The sequence below is a fragment of the Terrabacter sp. NPDC080008 genome (assembly GCF_040702505.1).
Classification (GTDB): Bacteria; Actinomycetota; Actinomycetes; order Actinomycetales; family Dermatophilaceae; genus Terrabacter.
Genome location: NZ_JBFBLC010000004.1, coordinates 345,073 through 364,731, shown reverse-complemented (window position 1 = coordinate 364,731; position 19,659 = coordinate 345,073). Strand labels below are relative to the sequence as shown.

The window sequence follows — 19,659 nt, the reverse complement described above, 5'->3', positions numbered from 1 at the left end:
CGCACTTCTCACCGTCCAGCGACTCGAGTGCGCGCGCCGTCACACTCGAGTGCGCGCGCCGTCACACTCGAGTGCGCGCGCCGTCACACTCGAGTGCGCGCGCCGTCACACTCGAGTGCGCGCGCCGTCACACCGTGTCGCCGCGTTCCGCCCATTCGTGGCAGCGCGCAATCGAGTGGGGCGCAGCGCGCAGCCGAGTGGGGCCTGAGCCCCCTCGCTCGAGTGCAGGGGCTCAGCGGTCGGTGGTGCGATGCTCCTGCGCGGGGGAGGCGACGTCCTCGTCCTCGGCGTCCTCGGCGAACTCGTCGCTCGTCGGGTCGACCTGCTGCTTGGCCTCGAGCTTGGCCTCGTGCCGCGCCATGAGCTTGGCCGTCACCTCGTCGCGCATGCCGCGGAGGAGGATGAAGGAGGCCGCGGCCGACGCGATGGCGGATGCCCCGAGGAGCAGCACGGGGTTGTCTCGCAGCCCGATGAGCCAGAAGAGCAGCAGGAACCCGAAGAAGATCAGGATCCGGAGCAGGGAGTAGCGCACCATCTCAGACCACCGTCACATGCCCGAGTAGTTGTGCATGCCCACGAAGGTCGACACGAGGTTGACCAGCGTGAAGTTGATGATCACGGCGACGTAGCCGACGAGCGCGATGTACATCGACTTGCGGTGGTCCACCCCGGCCGTCGCGCGCCCGTGCATGTAGGCGGCGTAGACGGTCCAGATGACGAACGTCCAGACCTCCTTGGGGTCCCACTGCCAGTACGCGCCCCAGGCCTGCTTGGCCCAGATGGCCCCGGCGATCAGGGTGAAGGTCCACAGGATGAAGGCCACCATGTTGAGGCTGTAGGCCGTGCGCTCCAGCGACGCAGAGCCCGGCAGCGACTCGATGAAGTTCGGCTTCGCCGGTGGCTTCTCCTCCCGGCGCAGCCGCACGAGGTAGAGCAGCCCGACCGCACAGGCCAGGGTGAAGAACGCGACGGCGATGAAGGCCACCGACACGTGGATCGCGAGCCAGTAGGACTTCAGGGCCGGCATGAGCTCGCCCGCCTCGGTGTAGAGCACCGTGAGGGCGAGGCCGAGCACCAGCAGGATCGGCGTGACGATGAAGACGCCCAGCCACTGCCAGCTGTTGCGCTTGGCCAGGACGCTGTAGGCGGCGCCGACCGCAGCGGAGGCAGCGGTCGCGAACTCGAACATGTTGCCCCACGGCGGACGCCCGACCGCGAGCCCGCGCATGAGCACCGACGCCACGAGGAGCGCCGACGCCAGGTAGGTCAGCATCAGCGCGATGTTGCCCCGCTGGCGGCTCTTCAGGCTCTCCTCGAACCCGGGCCCGGCTGCATACGGCGTGGCAGCGCGGCGCTCCGTCGACGACGGCCCACCGGCCCCGACGAGCTCGCGCTCCTGCGCCGGGGCCTCGGCCACCACCTTGGAGTCGACGACCTTGGGCGCCCGCGCGGCGAGGTGCCACGTGAAGGCGAGCATGGCCAGGGTGTAGACGATCATCGAGGCGTAGAGCGCCGCGTTGGCGTTGGCTGCGAGGTTCACGATCGGTCGGTCCGTTCTGCATGGCGGTCGTGCACGCCGGTGGAGATCGCGGAGACGATCGCGGCGAGCCCGGGGTCGGAGTCCTTCGAGAGGCCACCGATGGTGACCACGGTAGCCGGTCGCTCCGGGGAGCCGGCAGTGCTGTCGAGGCTGCTGTCGCGGGTGCCGTCGGCGGGGCCGGCGGCGGTGGCGGGTCGCACGCGCACGAAGACGCGGCGCCGCTTGATGGTCAGGCCCAGGATGAGCCCGAGCGTGGCGAGGAGGGCGCTGACGAGGCTGATCGGGGCACCGGGGTCGGTGCGCACCGACAGGCCGGCGAAGCGCTTGACGGAGTCGAAGGTGATGGACCCGCGACCGCCCGGCAGCTGCTTGGTCTCACCGGGCTTGAGCCGGATGAGCAGCGGCGAGCCATCCGACTTCAGCACCTGCTTCATCTGCTCGGTGTTGAGCGTGTAGACCGACTGCGGGGCGCCGCCGGGGAACAGGTTGCCCTCCCAGACGGACAGCGCCACCTCGGGGTTGTTGGCGTCGGGGAAGAGCGACATCGGCCCGTTGCTGAACGTCGGCTCGGCCGTTGGCAGGAAGAAGCCCGTGAAGCCGAGCTGCTTCGGAGAGGCCGAGGGGACCTTGATCACGCCCAGGGAGCGGTAGTTCGGGTCCTGCGGCAGGAACGGCGTCGCCTCGCGGTAGAGGACGGCACCCTTGGCGTCGCGGACGGTGATGACGGGCGTGTAGCCGTTGCCGAGCAGGAAGACGTCGGCGCCGTCGACGTTGATCGGGTGGTTCACCGACACGCTCTGCTCGCTCGCCGGGGCGTCGGGCGAGCTGCGCACCGTCGTCTGGGCGTCGAAGAACTTGGGCTTGCCGAAGTTCTTGCCCGGGGTGTCGTCGAACTCCACGTGCAGCTTGTCGAGGGACAGGACGAAGGGCGGCAGGGTCTCGCTGTCGACCCACGGGCCCGGCGAGATGGTGTTGTAGGCCCCGGCGGAGGAGGCGAACTTGTCACCCTCGGGGAGGATGATGTCGCCGCGCCAGCCCAGCAGGTGCCCGACGGCCATGCCGACGATGATCCCGGTCAGGGCCAGATGGAAGAGCAGGTTGCCGGTCTCGCGCAGGTAGCCGGACTCGGCGCTGACGGTGGTGGTGTCGTGCGAGTGCATGCGGAACCGCTTGCGCTTCAGCACCTCCCGTGCCGCAGCGAGCGCCTCGTCGGGCGAGAGGCTCGTGGTGACCTCGGCGTGCTCGTCGAGGCGGCCCAGGCGTGCAGGAGCGCGCGGCGGCCTCGAGCGCAGCGCCGACAGGTGCACCTTGGTGCGGGGCACGATGCACCCCACCAGCGAGATGAACAGCAGCAGGTAGATCGCCGAGAACCACGGCGAGGAGTAGACGTCGAAGAAGCCGAACCGGTCGAGCCACGGCGCGCTGGACTGGTGCTGCGCGATGTAGTCGGCGACGCGGCCGGAGTCGATGTTGCGCTGCGGGAAGATCGAGCCCGGGACGGCCGCGATCGACAGCAGCAGGAGCAGGAACAGGGCCGTGCGCATGCTCGTCAGCTGGCGCCAGCCCCACCGCAGCATGCCGATCGTGCCGAGCGTGGGCAGCGTCGGCTCCTGCCGGTCGGGTCGCATGCCCTTGCGTACGCGGTCACCGGCCTCGGGTGCGGACGTGCCCTGCCCGGTGGGCTGGGTGGGCTGGGGCGGCTGGGTGGTCGGGTCGGTCTCGGTGCTCATGTCAGATCGCCACCTGGAAGCCGTTGACGAGGCGCACCTGCATCCAGACGATCACGTTCTCCCAGACGCCGGTGAGCATGAGCAGGCCCACCGCGACCAGGAGCACGCCGCCGACGGTCTGCAGGGCGCGGCGGTGCCGTCGCAGCCAGGCACTCGCGGTGCCGGCGCGCTCCCACAGGGCGGCCATGAGCACGAAGGGCAGGCCGAGGCCGATCGAGTAGACGGCGGCGAGCGCCAGCCCGCGGCCGATGGAGCCGGACGCCGCGGAGATCGGCGCGGCCATCGCCTGGATCGCGCCGAGGGTCGGGCCCATGCACGGCGACCAGCCGATCGCGAACGCGGCGCCGAGCAGCGGGGCCCCCGCGAGGCCGGCACGCGGTCGCCAGCTGACCGGGACGGCATACGACCGCCCGACGCCGAGGAAGAGCACCCCCATGACGAGCACGACCGCGCCCCCGATGCGCAGCAGCAGGCTCTGGTGCTCGCGGAAGGCCAGCCCGACGGCGGAGACGGCCGCCGCGGCGACGAGGAAGACGGCGGTGAAGCCGAGGACGAAGAGCAGGGCCCCCAGCACGAGCCGCCCGCGCGACCGCCTCTCGAGCGACACGTCCGACAGCCCGGTGACGTAGCCGAGGAACCCCGGGACGAGCGGGAGGACGCAGGGCGAGGCGAACGAGACGAAGCCGGCCACCAGGGCGACGAGCCCGGCCACGAGCAGCGATCCGGTCGCGAGCTGCGAACCCATGGCGGCCTCAGGCCTTCTCGGCGAGGACGTCGTCGATCAGGCCGAGCAGCGTGGTCGTGTTGACGGGCCCGGAGACGCGCGCCGCGATGCGGGCCTGCCCGTCGAGCACCAGCGTCGTCGGCGTGGCCGACGCCTTGCCCTGCAGGGCCAGGATCGGCACGCCGCCGTCGTAGGCGAGCGACGGGATGGTCACCTTGTTGGCCTTGAGGAAGGCCAGGCCGGTGTCGGGGCTCTCGAGCTTGTCGAGCCCGATGAACTCGACCTTCTTGCCCTTGGCCTGGACGGTCTCCCACGCCTTCTGCAGGGCGGGCGTCTCCTCGATGCACGGCGGGCACCACGAGCCCCAGACGTTGACGACGAGCACCGTGCCGGCACGGTCGGCGCTGCTCCACGGCTTGCCCTCGAGCGTCGTGCCCTCGAGCTTCACGGGCTGGCTGCGCTGGTCGACCGCGAGCTGCTCGATGGATCCGTCGCCGGCGACGTAGCCCTTGCGGTCACCCGAACGCGCCTGGTCCGCAACGGAGTTCGGGTCGGAGGAGCAGGCGGCGGTGAAGGTCACGAGGCCGCCGGCCAGGGCCGTGGCACCCCACCGCAGGGCGGTGCGTCGGTCGAGGTGGTGCATCAGGCGCCCACGCTCCTGCTCGCGCGTGCCAGCAGGCGGGCGGCCGGTTCGGAGTACGTGATGGAGACGAGCTCGTCACCGCGGTAGGTCAGGGAGGTCAGGGACGCGAGGGTGCACTCGCGCTTGCGGGGGTCGTGCCAGAGGCGGCGGCCCTCGAGCTTGTTGCGCACCGTCCACACGGGCAGCTGGTGGCTGACGACGACGGCCTCGTGGCCGCGCGCCGCGTCGCGTGCGTCGGCGATGGCGGCGAGCATCCGGGCGGCGATCTGCTCGTAGGGCTCGCCCCACGAGGGCTTGGTGACGTTGCCGAACAGGTGCCAGTTGCGGGGGTGCAGCAGGTCCTTGACCTCGACGGTGCGGCCCTCGAAGCGGTTCTCCGACTCGATGACCCGCGCGTCGGTGGTGATCTCGACGCCGTGGTCGGTCGCGATGGGTGCGGCCGTCTCCTGCGCGCGCTCGAGGGGCGAGGCGACGACGTGGGTGATGTCGTTGGTCTCGAGGTGGGCCGCGACGAGCCGCGCCATCTCCTGGCCGAGCTCGGAGAGGTGGTAGCCCTCGAGCCGGCCGTAGAGCACGCCCTCGGGGTTGTGGACCTCGCCGTGGCGCATGAGGTGCACGACCGTGAGGTCGCCGGCGGCCGGCGCCGTCCCTCCCGTGCTGTGACCCATGGTCGCCAGTCTCTCAAACGACGGGCGCAGGACCGAATCGGCCTCCGGGCCTGTGCACCCCCTGTGACGTGCGACGACGTCGCCGAGGCCGTATGCCGTCCGGTGGCCGTCGTGGCAGCCGTGACGCCGTCGTCCGGGTGGGCGCGGGACACCTCGCCGCACAGCGGCGCGACGGCCCTACACTCCACCCGTGTCGTGGTCGATCTGGCTCACCCTCGTCGCGGCGGGGACGCTCATCTCCCTCACGCCGGGTGCCGGCGCCGTCAACACGATGGCCAACTCGCTGGGCTCCGGCTGGACCCGGTCGATCTGGGGCATCCTCGGCCAGCAGGTCGCGCTGCTCGTCCACATCGCCGTCGTCGCAGCTGGCCTCGGGGTGCTCGTCGCGGGCTCTCCCCTGTTGTTCAACGTCATCCGCTACGTCGGCGCCGCCTACCTCGTGTTCCTCGGGGTGCGTCAGTTCCGGTCGCGGGCGGCGGCGGCGCGGGTCGGTGAGGTGCACCGGGAGCCGGCGTGGTCGATGTTCCGCCGCGGCCTGCTCGTCAACCTCACCAACCCCAAGGCGGTGGTCTTCTTCCTCGCCTTCACGCCTCAGTTCATCCGGCCGGAGCAGCCGCTGCTGCCGCAGTACGTCGTGCTGGGGGCCACGATCATGGCGATCGACGTCATCGTGATGTGGTTCTTCTTCGCAGCGGCAGCTCGCGGGCTCGGACGCCTCACGCAGCGCGAGTCGGGGCAGCGCACCGTGAACCGGGTCTTCGGGGGCCTGTTCGTCGGCGTCGGCGTCCTGCTCGCCAGCGTCCACTGACCCGAGGGCTCAGTCCGGCGTGGCGGCTGCTCGCGCTGCCGCGGGCAGGGCCGCGATGACATGGTCGACCGCCTCGTCGTCGTGCGAGGCCGAGACGAACCACGACTCGAAGGCGCTCGGCGGCAGGTGCACGCCCTGGCTGAGCATCGAGTGGAAGAAGCGGCGGAACGCGGCGCTGTCCTGGTCCTTGGCCTCGGAGTAGTTCGAGACGGCGCCGTCGCGGAAGAAGACCGAGAACATCGAGCCGGCCCACTGGACCGTGTGGGGCACCGACGCCGCGGACAGCTCGTTCGAGACGGCGTCGGCGATGGCGTGCGCGACGACGTCGAGGCGGGCGTAGACCTCGGGCGTGCAGCCCTGCAGCGTCGCGAGGCCGGCGGCCGAGGCGACGGGGTTACCGGAGAGCGTGCCGGCCTGGTAGACGGGCCCTTGGGGCGCGAGCAGGGCCATGACGTCGGCCCGGCCACCGAAGGCGGCCGTCGGGAAACCGCCACCCATCACCTTCCCGAACGTGAACAGGTCGGGCGCGCCCGCCGCATACGACCCCTCGAGCCCGTAGAAGCCCGACGCGCTGCAGCGGAAGCCGGTCATGACCTCGTCGGACACGAGAAGGGCCCCGTGCTCCTTGGTGATGCGCAGCAGCCCCTCGGTGAATCCCGGCGCGGGCGGGACGACGCCCATGTTGCCCGCAGCCGCCTCGGTGATGACGGCGGCGATCTCGTGGCCACGCTCGGCGAACGCCGCCTCGACGGCGGCGAGGTCGTTGAAGGGCAGGACGATCGTCTCGCCAGCACTGGAGCGCGGCACGCCGGCCGAGTCGGGCAGGGCGAAGGTGGCCACGCCCGACCCCGCGGAGGCGAGGAGCGCGTCGACGTGCCCGTGGTAGCAGCCTGCGAACTTCACGATGACGTCGCGGCCGGTGAAGCCGCGCGCCAGGCGGATGGCCGACATCGTGGCCTCGGTGCCCGAGTTGACCAGGCGCACCTGCTCGACCGGCTCGACACGGTGCACGATCTCCTCGGCGAGCCGCACCTCGTTCTCGCTGGGCGTGCCGAACGAGAAGCCCCGGGCAGCGGCCTCGGTCACCGCAGCCACCACGTCGGGGTGGGCATGGCCGAGGATCATCGGTCCCCACGAGCAGATCAGGTCGACGTAGCGCTTGCCGTCGGCGTCGGTCAGCCACGGCCCCGACCCGCTCGCCATGAAGCGCGGCGTGCCGCCGACGGCGCGGAAGGCGCGCACCGGGGAGTTCACGCCCCCTGGGATGACCTCGCTGGCGCGGGCGAGGAGCGCCGCGGACGCGGGGGCGTCGGTGTCGGTCTGGACGGGGACGGGCTGCGAGCTCATCCCCACAGTCTCTCAAGGCGTGACGGTCTACCGCTCCCCCGGGGTCCGCGCGCGGCCTCTCGACGCGGTGGACTGGGGCCAGACGTGGCCTCTCGACGGTCAGCGGCCGCTGATGGCCTGCGGGTCGAGGTGGTCGCGCACGATCCCCATCGCGTCGCCGATGGCGGTGAACTGCTCGGGCGTCATGATGTCGACGAGGTTGTCGCGCACGCTCTGCACGTGCACCTGCGCGATCGTGCGCACGGCCTCGAGACCACCGTCGGTCAGCACGAGCTCGACGCCGCGCCGGTCGTCGGCACACTGCTCGCGGATCACCCAGCCGCGGTCCTCGAGGCGCTTGGCCGTGTGCGTCAGGCGACTGCGGGACTGCACCACCATGGCGGCGAGCTCGGACATCCGCAGCCGGTGGTTCGGGCTCTCCGAGAGCATGGAGATGATCTCGTACTCGCTCAGCTGGAGCCCGGCGTCGCCGAGCGCGTCGTCGAGCGCCTGCTCGAGCAGCCTCGTGCCGCGCAGGATCGCGCGCCACGACGCCTGCTCGGCGTCGCTGAGCCAGCGCACGCCGTCCCGGCAGTCTTCCCCTGAACCTGACATGTCAACCTCCTGTGACGTCACAGATGGTAGTTGCTGTCAGGCAAGCCACTCGGGAACATCGAGGGCGAAGTACGTGAGCACGACCTGGGCGCCCGCACGCCGGATCGACACCAGCGACTCCAGGGCCGCGGTGCGCAGGTCGATCCAGCCGTTCGCGGCGGCCGCGTGGATCATGGAGTACTCCCCCGACACCTGGTAGGCAGCCACCGGCACCGACGAGCGCTCCGCCGCCGCCGCGACGACGTCGAGGTAGGACATGGCCGGCTTGACCATCACCATGTCGGCGCCCTCGGCGATGTCGAGGTCGATCTCGCGCAGCGACTCGACGATGTTGGCGGCGTCCTGCTGGTAGGTGCGCCGGTCGCCCTGCAGGCTCGACTGCACCGCCTCGCGGAACGGGCCGAAGAAGGCCGAGGCGTACTTGGCCGAGTAGGCGAGGATGACGGTGTCGGTGAACCCCTCGGCGTCGAGCGCCTCCCGGATGACGGCGACCTGGCCGTCCATCATCCCCGAGGGTGCGACGACGTGGGCGCCGGCGCGGGCCTGGGCGACCGCCATCTCGGCGTAGATCAGGTTGGTGGCGTCGTTGTCGACCCGCCCGCGCTCGTCGATGACGCCGCAGTGGCCGTGGTCGGTGAACTCGTCGAGGCAGGTGTCGGCCATGACGACGAGGTCGTCGCCGACGGCCTCGCGGACCGTGCGCAGCGCGACATTGAGTATGCCGTCCGCATCGACCGCGCCCGTGCCCGTCGCGTCCTTGTGCTGGGGGACGCCGAAGAGCATGATCCCGCCGAGGCCGGCGGCCACGCAGCGGTGGGCCTCCTCGACGAGGCTCTCGAGCGTGTGCTGGACCACGCCGGGCATGCTGGCGATCGGCCGCGGCTCGGTGAGGCCCTCGCCGACGAAGACGGGCAGCACCAGGTCACGCGGGTGCAGCCGAGTCTCCGCGACGAGGGATCGCAGGACGGGGTTCTGGCGCAGGCGACGGGGGCGCTCGATCACCGCAGACCTCCTCAGCGGGCGCGGCGGCGCGATGCCGGGCGCTTGTCGCTGGGTCGCTGGACGGGCTGCCCGGCCTCGACGGCCGCGACCGCGAGCCCGACACCGTGGCCGGCGAGCGCGTCGACGAGGCTGAGGGCGGAGGCCTCCGGTGCCAGGACGTCGACGCGCAGGCCGTGCTCCTGTGCGGTCTTGGCCGTGGCGGGGCCGATGCACGCGACGACCGTTGCGGCGTGCGGCTTTCCGGCGATGCCGACGAGGTTGCGCACCGTCGAGCTCGACGTGAAGAGCACGGCGTCGTAGTCGCCGCCCTTGATGGCGTCGCGGATGTGCGCAGCCGGCGGGGCCGCACGCACGGTGCGGTAGGCGGTGACGTCGTCGACCTCCCAGCCCATGTCGCGCAGCCCGGCGACGAGCGTCTCGGTGGCGATGTCGGCCCGCGGCAGCAGGACCCGGTTGATCGGGTCGAGCACCTCGTCGAACTCGGGCCACGACTCGAGCAGGCCGGCAGCGGACTGCTCGCCCGCGGGGACGAGGTCGGGGTTGATGCCCCACTCGCGCAGCGCCGCGGCGGTGGTGCCGCCGACGGCCGCCACCTTGAGCCCGGCGAAGGCGCGGGCGTCCAGGCCGAACTGCTCGAAGCGCTCGCGCACGGCGCGCACGGCGTTGACCGAAGTGAAGCCGATCCACTCGTAGCGGCCGGTGACCAGGCCCTTGACGGCCTTCTCCATCTGCTGCGGCGTGCGCGGCGGCTCGACGGAGATGGTGGGCACGACGTCGGCGGTCGCGCCGTAGGCGGCGAGGCGCTCGACCATCGAACCGGCCTGCGCCTGGGTGCGGGGCACCAGGACGCGCCAGCCGAAGAGCGGCTTGGACTCGAACCAGGAGAACTCGTCCCGCAGCTCGACGTTGGGCGAGACGACGGCGAGCGTGACCTCGAGCGGCTCCTTGCCGGTGAAGACGGCATCCACCTCGGCGAGCGTGGTGGCGACGGAGGACTGCTTCACGGTGGTGCAGGCGGCGCTCAGCGCGACGAGGGACTCGCCGGGACGGCCGGCCTCGCGCAGCGCCTCGAGGGCGGAGCGGATGCCCTCGCTGCCGCCGAGCAGCACGAGCGTGTCGGAGTCGGCGGCGTACGCCGCGTAGTCGGCGCCCGCGTGGTCGACCCCGACGACGTGCACGGCGCCGGTGGACTTCGAGGTCAGCGGCACACCGGCATACGTCGGGCCGGCAGTGAGCGCGGACACCCCGGGGACGACGTCGTAGGTGATGCCGGCCTTGCGACAGGCGCGCACCTCCTCGACGAGCCCGTTGAAAGTGGCGGGGTCGCCGTCCATGAGCCGCACCACGAGGCCGCCGGGGGCGACGGACTTCGCGGCCTTGACAACGATCTTGGCGCGCATGGCCTGGGTGAGCTCCTGGCCCTGCTCACCGTGTCCGGCGTCGATGATCTCGACGTCCGGGCGGGCGTGCTGCAGCACCACGTCGTCGCGGGCGATGCGGTCGAGGACCACCACGTCGGCGGCGGCCAGCAGGTCACGGCCGCGCAGCGTCATCAGGCCCGGGTCACCCGGGCCCGAGCCGACGAAGGCCACCCGGGCCGGCGTCGTCGCGGTGGTGGGGGCGGAGGCCGTCTCGTCCGACGGCTGCGAGGTAGGAGTCACGAAACTTGCTCCGGTCGGTGTGGGGCTTGGCGTGGGGCGTGTGCTGGGGCGACGACGGCCGGCTCGGTGCCGCTCGTCGGATGGTCGGTGAGGTCCAGGCCGGCGGCGCCGTCCTCGAGCAGGACCTGGGCCAGGCGCCGGCCGAGCGCCTCGGGCTCGGCGTGCGGCCCGACCAGCGACCGGCGCAGCTCGAGGGAGCCGTCCTCGCTGCCGACGAAGCCGCGGAGCGACAGCTCGAGGCCGTCGTCGCCCTCGACGACCTCGGCCAGGGCTCCGATCGGGGCGGTGCAGCCGGCCTCGAGGGCCGCGAGCAGGGCGCGCTCGGCCAGGACGCAGGCGCGGGTGTCCGGGTCGTCGAGGACGGAGACGGCGGCGACCACTTCGTGTCGGTCGGAGCGGCACTCGACCGCGAGCGCGCCCTGTCCGGGGGCGGGCAGGACCTGGATCGGGTCGATCACCTCGGTGGCCTCGTCGAGGCGGCCGAGGCGCGCCAGGCCGGCGCGGGCCAGCACCACGGCGTCGACCGCACCCGAGGTGACGAGGCCGATCCGGGTGTCGACGTTGCCGCGGATCGGGCGGATCTCGATGCCGAGACCGAGCGCCGCCAGCTGGGCGGTGCGGCGCGGGGAGCCGGTGCCGACGACCGACCCGGCGGGCAGCTCGCCCAGGGTCAGCCCGTCTCGCGCGACGAGGACGTCGCGGCTGTCCTCGCGCACGGGCACCGCGGCCACGACGAGCCCGGGCTCGGGCGTCGTCGGGAGGTCCTTGAGCGAGTGCACGGCGACATCGATGCGTCCGTCGAGCAGGGCATGGCGGATGGCCGCGGCGAACACGCCCGTGCCGCCGATGGCCGTCAGCAGCTCACCGGAGACGTCGCCCTCGGTGGTGATCTCGACGAGCTCGACCTCGTGGCCCGCGGCGCGCAGCTGGTCGGCCACCCACCCGGACTGGGTGGTGGCGAGAGCGGAGCGGCGGGTGCCGAGGCGCAGGGCGGTCACGGCTGGGCTCGCTTCGGCGGGGCGGACACGTTGGCGACGTCCTTCGGCTCGAGGTCGAACAGCTCGCGCAGGGCCGCGGCGTAGTCGTCGCCGGTGCCCTCCATCGCGAACTCCTTGACCCGCATGGTCGGGGTGTGCAGCAGCTTCTCGACGATGCGGTGCACGGCCAGGGCCACCTCGGCGCGCGTGGTCTCGTCCAGGCCGGGCAGCCGCTGGTCCAGGCGGTCCATCTCGGTCGCCACGAGGTCGGCTGCGCGGGCGCGCAGGGCCGCGACGGTGGGCGCCACGGACTTCTCCATGCGCCGGGTCAGGTAGTCGGCCACCTCACCGGTCACGAGCTCGCGGACGCGGACGACCTCGGTGGTGTCCGCGCGTCCTTCGAGGAGCAGGCCGAGGGCCTGCAGGTCCACGAGGGTGACTCCGGGGATCGCGCGCTGCCACGAGTCGGCGGGCTCCACGTCGCGCGGGAGCGCCAGGTCGACGACGAACTGCGGGCGGCCACCGCGGCGGGCGGCGCTCTCGGCGAGCAGGTCGGCGGTGATGACGTGTCCGACCGCACCCGTGCACGAGATGACGAGGTCGCTCTCGGCGACGACGTCGGCGAGCTCGCTCCACGGGCGGGCGGCCCCGGACGTCGCCGCGGCCAGCCGCTCGGCGCGCTCGGGGGTGCGGTTGACGATCGTCAGGGCGTCGATCCCCTGGCGGCGGGTGGTGGCGGCGGCGAGGCCGCTCATGCCGCCCGCGCCGACGATGGCGGCTGAGGCGCCGTGGAGCGGGCCGAGCACCGACGCGGCCTCCTCGAGCGCGATCTGCACGAGCGAGACGCTGTGCTGGTCGATCTCGGTCTCGGTGTGCGCGCGCTTGCCCACGCGGAGCGCGCCCTGGAAGAGCGCGTTGAGCGACTCGCCGACCTGGCCGCGGCCCTGCGCGCCGGACAGGGCGTCGCGCATCTGGCCGAGGATCTGCGCCTCGCCGACGGCCATGGAGTCGAGCCCGCACGCGACGGTGAAGGCGTGGGCGACCGCCGCGTCGTCGTACCGCACGTAGAGGTGGTCGGCCAGCGCCTCGGCGCGTGCGGCGAGCGCCGACCGCGGGTCGCTGGGCGGCAGCTCGGCCGGGGGCCGGGCGGATGCCGGGGCCTCGATGCCGGCGGCGATGGCGAGCGCCTCACCGATGGCGGCGACGGCGGGGTGGAAGGCCGGGACCGCGGCGTAGACCTCGAGCCGGTTGCACGTGGAGAGCACCACGGTCTCGGTGGCCGTGGCCGACCCGAGGACGGAGGAGGCGATGGCCTCGGCCCGGTCGGGATGCTCCGAGAGCGCCTCGAGGACCGCGAGCGGTGCCGTGTGGTGGGACAGTCCGATCACGAGCAGGCTCACGGTGCGGCCACCGCACTGAGGTCGCCGGCGGCGAGGGACTTGCGCTGGGCGTGGAAGGCGAGGATCTGCAGCTCCGTGGAGAGGTCGACGCGGCGTACGTCGACGCCGTCGGGCACCGTCAGGACTGCCGGTGCGAAGTTGAGGATCGAGCTGATGCCGGCGCCGACCAGCGCGTCGCAGACGGCCTGGGCGGCGGGCGCGGGCGTCGCGATGACGCCGATGGCGATCGGGTCGACGGCGTGGTCGGCGTCGAGCTCGGCCAGCGGCCGGATCGGCACGCCGACGATCCGCTCGCCGGTCAGGGCCGGGTCGTCGTCATAGAGGCCGACGATGCGGAAGCCCTTCGTGACGAAGCCGGAGTAGGAGGCGAGCGCGTGGCCGAGGTTGCCCATCCCGACGATGGCGACCGGCCAGTCCTCGGTCAGGCCCAGGGCGCGGGAGATCTCGAGGGCCAGCGTCTCGACGTCGTAGCCGACACCGCGCACGCCGTAGGAGCCGAGGTGGCTGAGGTCCTTGCGCAGCTGCGCCGATCGCACTCCGACCTCTGCCGCGAGCTCCTCGGACGACACCGACAGGACGCCGTCCTCAGCGAGGCGGGAGAGCGTCCGGAGGTACTCGGGAAGCCGCGCGACGGTTGCGTCGGGGATCTCTCGACGCAGTGCAGGGTCGGCGGACACTCTTGCTCACCGGCTCCTCTCGAAGAGGCGTTCTGCCGAACGCGGAGCACGTTTGGACCCGTTCAGGCTAGACGTTTGTGAAGCCATGCACAAAGTTGACTTCGGCCGCCTACCACGGCATAGCGGACGGCGATCAGGCAGGTGGTCCCAACGCCGCCCGCAGACGCCCCTCGTCGACCCGCCAGAAGTCGTGTCGGCGCCCGTCGACGAAGGTGACGGGGATCTGCTCCGCGTAGCGCTTGAGCAGCTCCGGGTTCTCGTCGACCGAGCGCTCCTCCCAGGCCACCCCGAGCTCGGCGGTGACCCGCTCGACGACGGCCCGCGCCTCCTCGCAGAGGTGGCAGCCGGGCCTGCCGAGCAGCACGACCCGCGGGCTCGCGGCCTGCGACAGGTGCTCAGTCGTCATACCGACCACTGTAGGCACGGGTGCCCGCGCCGCGCAGGGTGACGTCGACTGCGCCACAAAACCTTGCAGGGGTCCCATCGAGGGCGCCGTTCAGTCACACTGTCCACAATGCGCGCGAACAGGACGCCGGCCTCGAGGCCCCGACCGGTTCCCGCCCCGGGAAAGGCCCCGGCGCGGGGACGACTCGCGCGCGCCGCGCTCCACCTTCCCGCTCTGGTCCCGGCGACCGCGACCGCCCACGTGGCTGCGGGCGGCGGCGTGCCGGCATACGGCCCGGTCCTGCCCGGCCCCCCGACCTGGCGCTCGGCCCTGGACGCGCTGTGGGCCTCGCTCGCCGACGAGGGCTTCGGCGGCGTGGAGCTCGCCCGGACCGGGGCCGGCGGTCCGGGACCGCGGCCGCTCGAGCAGGAGTCCGACGCGCAGCGGCGCGTCGCGGCGCTCGTGCACCTGGCGCAGCAGGGCGACAAGGAGGCCTTCGCCCAGCTCTACGACCTCTACGTCGACACGATCTTCCGCTACGTGCTCGTCCGGGTGGCCAACCGCGCCCTGGCCGAGGACCTCACGTCGGAGACGTTCATCCGGGCGATGCGCCGCATCGACTCCTTCACGTGGCAGGGCAAGGACATCGCCGCGTGGTTCGTGACCATCGCCCGCAACCTCATCGCCGACCACGTGAAGTCGGCGCGCTTCCGCTTCGAGGTCGCCACCGCCGACATGCGCGACGCCGACGAGCGCGTCGACGCACCCGACACCGAGGTGCTGACCCGGTTGCGTGACGAACGGCTCGTCGCCGCGATCAAGCAGCTCGGCCCCGACCAGGCGGAGTGCATCACGTTGCGCTTCCTCCAGGGCCTCAGTCTCGCCGACACCGCCCGGGTGCTCGGCAAGTCCGAGGGCGCCGTGAAGCAGCTCCAGCTGCGCGCCACCCGGGCACTGCGCAAGCTGCTCGATGGGGTCGAGCTGTGACCCCCGTAACCCGGCCCGCACCCTCGTCGTTCTCATGGCGTGGGACCGACACGAGTGGGACCGGTCCCCGCCACGGCGTGCCGAACGGCGCGACCGCGGAACCCCTCGCCGTATGCCGTGTCGTCCCGGGTGTTCCCCAGCACCCGTGCCGCTCGCAGACCGGGGTGCCGAAGCCGCGAAGGCGGTGACGAGGGCCCCGAGAGCCAGCAGCGACGAACGACACGACATCCCGACGGAACGAGAGGGGAGGACGAGATGGACCTCGGTGCCAACGCCGACGGCCAGCTGCTGCAGCGCGCCCTCGAGGGCGGCGACGTCAGCGAGCCGGGCATCCTCGAGCTCGTCGCCGTGCTGCACGCCGTGCAGGCAGTCGACCAGGCCGGCCTCGCCCCGCGAGCCGAGTTCGTCTCCGACCTGCGGGCCCGCCTGCTCGCCGACGACCCCGCCGCCGACGGGCCGACGGCTGCCGTGCTCACGCTTCCTCCTGCGACGCCGGACTCCCACCATGGCACCGAGGCCGACCCCAAGGCCGGGGACGAGAGCCGCGGAGGCACCGTGTCGGTGCTGCGCGTCGCGGCCCGCCCGCTCAAGCTCCTCGCCGCGGTGGCCGCCGGCATCCTCGTGGTCGGTGGGGCACTCGGCGCGGCGTCGCGCTCGGCCGTGCCGGGCGACGCGCTCTACGGCGTCAAGCAGCTGCTCGACCGGGCCGCCGTGCAGCTGGCCGGCTCCCGCTACGACGAGGGCCTGACCTACCTCGCCCAGGCGCAGGAGCACATCAGCGACGCCCGCGACCTGCTCGACCAGGGCAGCCCGTCCGCCCACGACCTCGACACGGCATACGACTCGGCCACCGACGCCGTCGGGCGCGCGCAGACCATCCTCGTCGAGGTCTACCGCACCGAGAGCCGCCCCGAGGCCCTGTCCCAGCTGGCCGACTTCTACGCCCGCGCCATCCCGCAGGTGGATGCGATGCGTCCGCGCGTCCCGACCGGCTCGCTTCCGGCCTGGCAGCGCCTGCGTGACGCCCTCGGCTCCGGTGACGCCGCGACACTGCACGAGCTGGCCTCCTGTGCCACGTGCGGCGACCGCGCCGCGCAGGCGCGCGACGCCCTGGCCGGCCTCCGAGGAAGCGCGCGTCCCGGCACCCGGACGAGCGGCACGCCGGCACCGCCGACGACGGCAGGCGCCGGCGCCGGCCCGGCGAGCCCGGGCAGCTCCGCACCGGCCGCCACCTCCGCCCGCCCGCCCGCAGCCACGACGACCGCACCCGACGGGCTGCCGGTCCCCGGCGGATCAGGCGCGGGCGCGGTTCCCGTACCGGGCGGTGCCGTCAACCTGCCCACCGTCGGGGTCGGCACCTCCTCGGTGGGCGTCGGCGGGGGCGGCTTGACCGTGCCGGGCGCGACCGTGAGCCTGCCGGGGGTCGGCGTGACGTCCTCGACCATCGGAGTGGGTGGTGGCGGTGTCACGTTGCCCGGTGCGACGATCCCGGTCCCCTCGGTGACCTTGAGCGTGCCCAAGCTCCCGACGGGCCTGCTCCCCACGACGCTTCCGACCACACTGCTGCCCACCCAGCTGCTGCCCTGAGTGCACCCGCGCCGGCCACGGTGATGGGCTGACGCGGGCTCACGCTGCCGCCACGTGGCGAGGTCAGTGGGGCAGTGGGGGCGGTGGCGTCAGAGGAAGACGGACCTGCGCTGCATCAGCAGGCTGTAGAGCGTCTGCTGGATGGTCTCGCGCACCTGGTCGGTCAGGTCGAAGACGAGCATGGGGTCGTCCGCCGCCTCCGGCCCGAAGCTCGAGGTGTCGATGGGCGGCCCGAACTCGATGAGCCACTTGCTCGGCAGCGGCACGAGGCCGAGGGGTCCGAGCAGGGGGAAGGTCGGGGTGATGGGGGCGTAGGGCAGCCCGAGCAGGCGTGCGACCGCCGGCATGTTGCCGAGGATCGGGTAGATCTCCTCGGCGCCCACGATCGACACCGGGACGATCGGGACCCCGGCCCGCAGCGCCGCCGACACGAAGCCGCCGCGGCCGAAGCGCTGCAGCTTGTAGCGCTCGCTGAACGGCTTGCCGACTCCCTTGAACCCCTCGGGCCAGACCCCGACGAGCGCCCCACTGTCGAGCAGCCGCTCGGCGTCCGTGTTGGCCGCCAGGGTGGTGCCCGACCGCCGCGCCATGGTCCCGATGAACGGCGTCTGGAAGACGAGGTCGGCCCCGAGCATCCGCAGGTGTCGGTGCTTCGGGTGCTCGTCGTAGACGGCCACCTGGGTCATCAGCGAGTCGAGCGCGATGGTGCCGGAGTGGTTGCCGACCACGAGGGCGCCGCCGACGTCGGGGATGTTCTCGATGCCGCGCACCTCGACCCGGAACCAGCTCCGGTAGAGCGGCCGCAGCAGCGGCAGGTGCACGTTGACGGTGTAGTCCTCGTCGAAGCCGAACTCGTCGACGACGTAGTCACCGCTCAGCCGGCGCCTCAGGTAGGCGAGGGTCTCGGCCACCTGGCGTTCGACGTCCTCGGCCGGCACCCCGGCGGAGCCTGCGGCGGCGCGCAGCACGTTGACCGCGAGGTCGACGAGCTCGGCCGGGCCCGGGCGAGCCTCCTGGGACAGCTCGGTTCCCTCGAGCGCGGATCCGACCAGCTTGGCCGCTCGGGACTGCAGGGCGGCGAGCGCCTGCTCCCAGCCGGCTTCGCCCTCCGAGGCCGTATGCCGGGTGGCTGCCTCGCGCCGCGTCGTGGCGCTCGCCGCGCCCTCCTCGACCGGCGGGACGGCTCGTAGCCGGGTCGGGGCTCCGGTCGCCGAGCGCCGGGTCGAGCGGACGGAGGCGCGGGTGGGTCGGGTCCTGGCCGGGGTCGGCTCGGCGGGCAGGTCTGCCGGCAGGTCTGCGGGTGTCCCGGTGGCCGCTGGTTCCTGGCGGCTCGGGCGGACCGGGCGACCGGGGCGCACAGTCGACTCCGGCTCGGTGGGTCCCTCCGTCATCGCAGCGGACTCGATGATCTCGTCGGTCTCGACGAGGCCGTCCCCTCGGGAATCCGGGGCCGAGCCGGTGAGGTCGCGCCGGGCGGCACTGACCTCGACGGGTGAGGGCGGCAGCAGGGGCGTTCCGCTGCGCCGGCGCCGCTCCCCCGAGGCGCGAGCCGCCCCCGCGGCGAAGGCACCGCCGGCCGGCTTCGACGAGGCGGACGCCGTCTTGGCCGCGGTGCTCTTCGCCGGCGTCTCCGCCGCCGTGGCGACCGTCGTGCTCGCCTTCTTCGCCGCCGACTTCGACGCCTTCGCAGTCGACTTCTTGACCGTCGACTTCTTCGGAGTCGTCCTCTTGGCCGTCGCCTTCTTGGCTGCTGTCTTCTTCGCGGCCGCCTCGCGAGTCGACGAGCCGTCGCTCCCGGGCGCCGTGGCTCCGGTGGACGGGGCATCGCCGGGCTGGTGGTCCGTGGCGTTCCGGGCGTCGTGGGTCTCGGCGGTCACGGCTGGATCCTGTCGAAGACGCGGGAGAGGGCTGAAGCGGTGCCGCCGGCCACCTCGGTGACACCGTCGACCCCACCGACACCGGGGAGGACGGGAGCGAGGTGGTGGGCGTAGTCCTCGAAGGCCGCCCGGGTGGTGAAGCGGGGCTCGAAGCCGAGGACGGTGCGCATACGGCCGGTGTCGAGCCCGCGACCGAACGCGAGGAAGGTCAGCTGGTCGGAGGAGAAGTCGGCCAGGCCGCTGCGGCGCACCACGGTGCCGAGCACCCCGGCTGCCGGCAGCGGGACGGGCACCACGGGGCGGCGGGCGATCGCCGTGCACTGGGTGACCGTGACGAAGCCGTCGCCGGCGACGTTGACGATGCCGGCGGCGGGACCGGTGGTCGCGCGGATCATCGCGGCCGTCGCATCGTCCTCGTGGACGAGCTGGAACCGCGCGTCGTAGCCCAGCGGGACGGGGACGACGGGCAGGGCGAAGTAGTCGGTGAGGGCCGTGCGGACCTCGGGGCCGACGACGTTGGCCAGGCGCAGCATGGTGATCTCGACGTCGGGACGGCGACGGGAGAAGCCGCGTACGTAACCCTCGACCTCGACGGAGTCCTTGCCGAAGCCGGTGCGCGGGAGGGTCTTGGGGTTCATGTCCTCGCTGAACATCGCCGGGTCGCGCGGCGAGGAGCCGTAGACGGCGGCGGAGGACTTGACGACGAGTCGGCTGACCGACTCGGACTTCTGGCACGCAGCGAGCAGCTGCATCGTGCCGATGACGTTGATCTCCTTCTGCGTCACCCGGCCGCCGGTGTCGCGCGGGGTGGCGATGACGTTCATGTGCACCACGGTGTCGACGGCGGCCTGCGCCATGATGCGACCGATCATCGGGTTCCGGATGTCCGCGCGCACGAACTCGGCCCGGCCGATGGAGTGGCGGGGCGGCACGACGTCGACGCCGAGGATCCGTTCGACGGAGGGGTCGCTGGACAGCCGGCGCGCGAAGAGACCTCCGAGATACCGGGACACACCAGTGACGAGGACGACCTTGGCCATCGGATCCTCCTG

Annotated in this window: 19 protein-coding genes; 3 read left to right on the top strand and 16 right to left on the bottom strand. The window is 72.7% G+C overall.

What is annotated here, in order from left to right; all coding sequences use genetic code 11:
- Positions 1-232: 232 nt before the first annotated feature.
- The 6 genes from AB0316_RS14210 to AB0316_RS14185 are packed head-to-tail and all read right to left on the bottom strand — an operon-like array spanning position 233 to position 5,305.
- Complete coding sequence (locus AB0316_RS14210) at positions 233-535, bottom strand: DUF4229 domain-containing protein (RefSeq protein WP_366273668.1); 303 nt, start codon at positions 533-535, stop codon at positions 233-235.
- A gap of 12 nt (positions 536-547) precedes the next feature.
- On the bottom strand, positions 548-1,540 hold the full coding sequence (gene ccsB, locus AB0316_RS14205) for a c-type cytochrome biogenesis protein CcsB (RefSeq protein WP_366273667.1): 993 nt from the start codon (positions 1,538-1,540) through the stop codon (positions 548-550).
- The gene (locus AB0316_RS14200; RefSeq protein WP_366273666.1) at positions 1,537-3,270 is read right to left on the bottom strand and encodes a cytochrome c biogenesis protein ResB; all 1,734 of its coding nucleotides are present in this window, start codon (positions 3,268-3,270) and stop codon (positions 1,537-1,539) included. The genes ccsB and AB0316_RS14200 overlap by 4 nt, the downstream gene beginning before the upstream one ends.
- 1 nt (position 3,271) lies before the next feature.
- Positions 3,272-4,015, bottom strand: a complete 744-nt coding sequence (locus tag AB0316_RS14195) for a cytochrome c biogenesis protein CcdA (protein WP_366273665.1) — start codon at positions 4,013-4,015, stop codon at positions 3,272-3,274.
- Between the two features lie 7 nt (positions 4,016-4,022).
- The gene (locus AB0316_RS14190; protein ID WP_366273664.1) at positions 4,023-4,637 is read right to left on the bottom strand and encodes a TlpA disulfide reductase family protein; all 615 of its coding nucleotides are present in this window, start codon (positions 4,635-4,637) and stop codon (positions 4,023-4,025) included.
- Positions 4,637-5,305 carry a histidine phosphatase family protein gene (locus AB0316_RS14185; protein ID WP_366273663.1) on the bottom strand — a complete coding sequence of 223 codons (669 nt, stop codon included), beginning with the start codon at positions 5,303-5,305 and terminating at the stop codon, positions 4,637-4,639. Before AB0316_RS14185 ends, AB0316_RS14190 begins: the two co-directional genes overlap by 1 nt.
- A gap of 190 nt (positions 5,306-5,495) precedes the next feature.
- Between AB0316_RS14185 and AB0316_RS14180 the strand changes: the two genes are divergently transcribed.
- Positions 5,496-6,113, top strand: a complete 618-nt coding sequence (locus AB0316_RS14180; protein WP_366273662.1) for a LysE family transporter — start codon at positions 5,496-5,498, stop codon at positions 6,111-6,113.
- Between the two features lie 9 nt (positions 6,114-6,122).
- Here AB0316_RS14180 and hemL read toward each other — a convergent pair whose 3' ends face one another.
- From hemL to AB0316_RS14140, 8 genes are all read right to left on the bottom strand, one after another.
- Positions 6,123-7,460 carry a glutamate-1-semialdehyde 2,1-aminomutase gene (hemL, locus tag AB0316_RS14175; protein ID WP_366273661.1) on the bottom strand — a complete coding sequence of 446 codons (1,338 nt, stop codon included), beginning with the start codon at positions 7,458-7,460 and terminating at the stop codon, positions 6,123-6,125.
- Between the two features lie 99 nt (positions 7,461-7,559).
- Positions 7,560-8,054: a MarR family transcriptional regulator gene (locus AB0316_RS14170; protein WP_366273660.1), complete on the bottom strand. Its 495-nt coding sequence runs from the start codon at positions 8,052-8,054 to the stop codon at positions 7,560-7,562.
- Between the two features lie 36 nt (positions 8,055-8,090).
- Positions 8,091-9,056, bottom strand: a complete 966-nt coding sequence (gene hemB, locus AB0316_RS14165) for a porphobilinogen synthase (protein WP_366273659.1) — start codon at positions 9,054-9,056, stop codon at positions 8,091-8,093.
- Between the two features lie 11 nt (positions 9,057-9,067).
- A complete protein-coding gene (locus tag AB0316_RS14160; protein WP_366273658.1) occupies positions 9,068-10,717 on the bottom strand; it encodes a bifunctional uroporphyrinogen-III C-methyltransferase/uroporphyrinogen-III synthase in 1,650 nt (549 codons plus the stop codon).
- Positions 10,714-11,715: a hydroxymethylbilane synthase gene (gene hemC, locus AB0316_RS14155; RefSeq protein WP_366273657.1), complete on the bottom strand. Its 1,002-nt coding sequence runs from the start codon at positions 11,713-11,715 to the stop codon at positions 10,714-10,716. Before hemC ends, AB0316_RS14160 begins: the two co-directional genes overlap by 4 nt.
- Entirely contained in the window at positions 11,712-13,094 is a 1,383-nt protein-coding gene (hemA, locus tag AB0316_RS14150; RefSeq protein ID WP_366273656.1) for a glutamyl-tRNA reductase, read from the bottom strand. Before hemA ends, hemC begins: the two co-directional genes overlap by 4 nt.
- Positions 13,091-13,771: a redox-sensing transcriptional repressor Rex gene (locus AB0316_RS14145; RefSeq protein ID WP_366273655.1), complete on the bottom strand. Its 681-nt coding sequence runs from the start codon at positions 13,769-13,771 to the stop codon at positions 13,091-13,093. The genes hemA and AB0316_RS14145 overlap by 4 nt, the downstream gene beginning before the upstream one ends.
- Positions 13,772-13,904: 133 nt before the next feature.
- On the bottom strand, positions 13,905-14,177 hold the full coding sequence (locus tag AB0316_RS14140; RefSeq protein ID WP_366273654.1) for a glutaredoxin family protein: 273 nt from the start codon (positions 14,175-14,177) through the stop codon (positions 13,905-13,907).
- A gap of 108 nt (positions 14,178-14,285) precedes the next feature.
- Between AB0316_RS14140 and AB0316_RS14135 the strand changes: the two genes are divergently transcribed.
- Together AB0316_RS14135 and AB0316_RS14130 are read left to right on the top strand one after the other, a co-directional pair.
- Positions 14,286-15,143, top strand: coding sequence for a sigma-70 family RNA polymerase sigma factor (locus AB0316_RS14135; RefSeq protein WP_366273653.1), 858 nt, complete (start codon positions 14,286-14,288; stop codon positions 15,141-15,143).
- A 255-nt stretch (positions 15,144-15,398) separates the two neighbouring features.
- On the top strand, positions 15,399-16,730 hold the full coding sequence (locus tag AB0316_RS14130; RefSeq protein WP_366273652.1) for a DUF5667 domain-containing protein: 1,332 nt from the start codon (positions 15,399-15,401) through the stop codon (positions 16,728-16,730).
- An 89-nt stretch (positions 16,731-16,819) separates the two neighbouring features.
- Here the strand turns inward: AB0316_RS14130 and AB0316_RS14125 are convergent, their stop codons facing one another.
- A complete protein-coding gene (locus AB0316_RS14125; RefSeq protein WP_366273651.1) occupies positions 16,820-18,607 on the bottom strand; it encodes a 1-acyl-sn-glycerol-3-phosphate acyltransferase in 1,788 nt (595 codons plus the stop codon).
- The gene (locus AB0316_RS14120) at positions 18,604-19,647 is read right to left on the bottom strand and encodes an NAD-dependent epimerase/dehydratase family protein (protein WP_366273650.1); all 1,044 of its coding nucleotides are present in this window, start codon (positions 19,645-19,647) and stop codon (positions 18,604-18,606) included. Before AB0316_RS14120 ends, AB0316_RS14125 begins: the two co-directional genes overlap by 4 nt.
- Positions 19,648-19,659 lie beyond the last annotated feature (12 nt).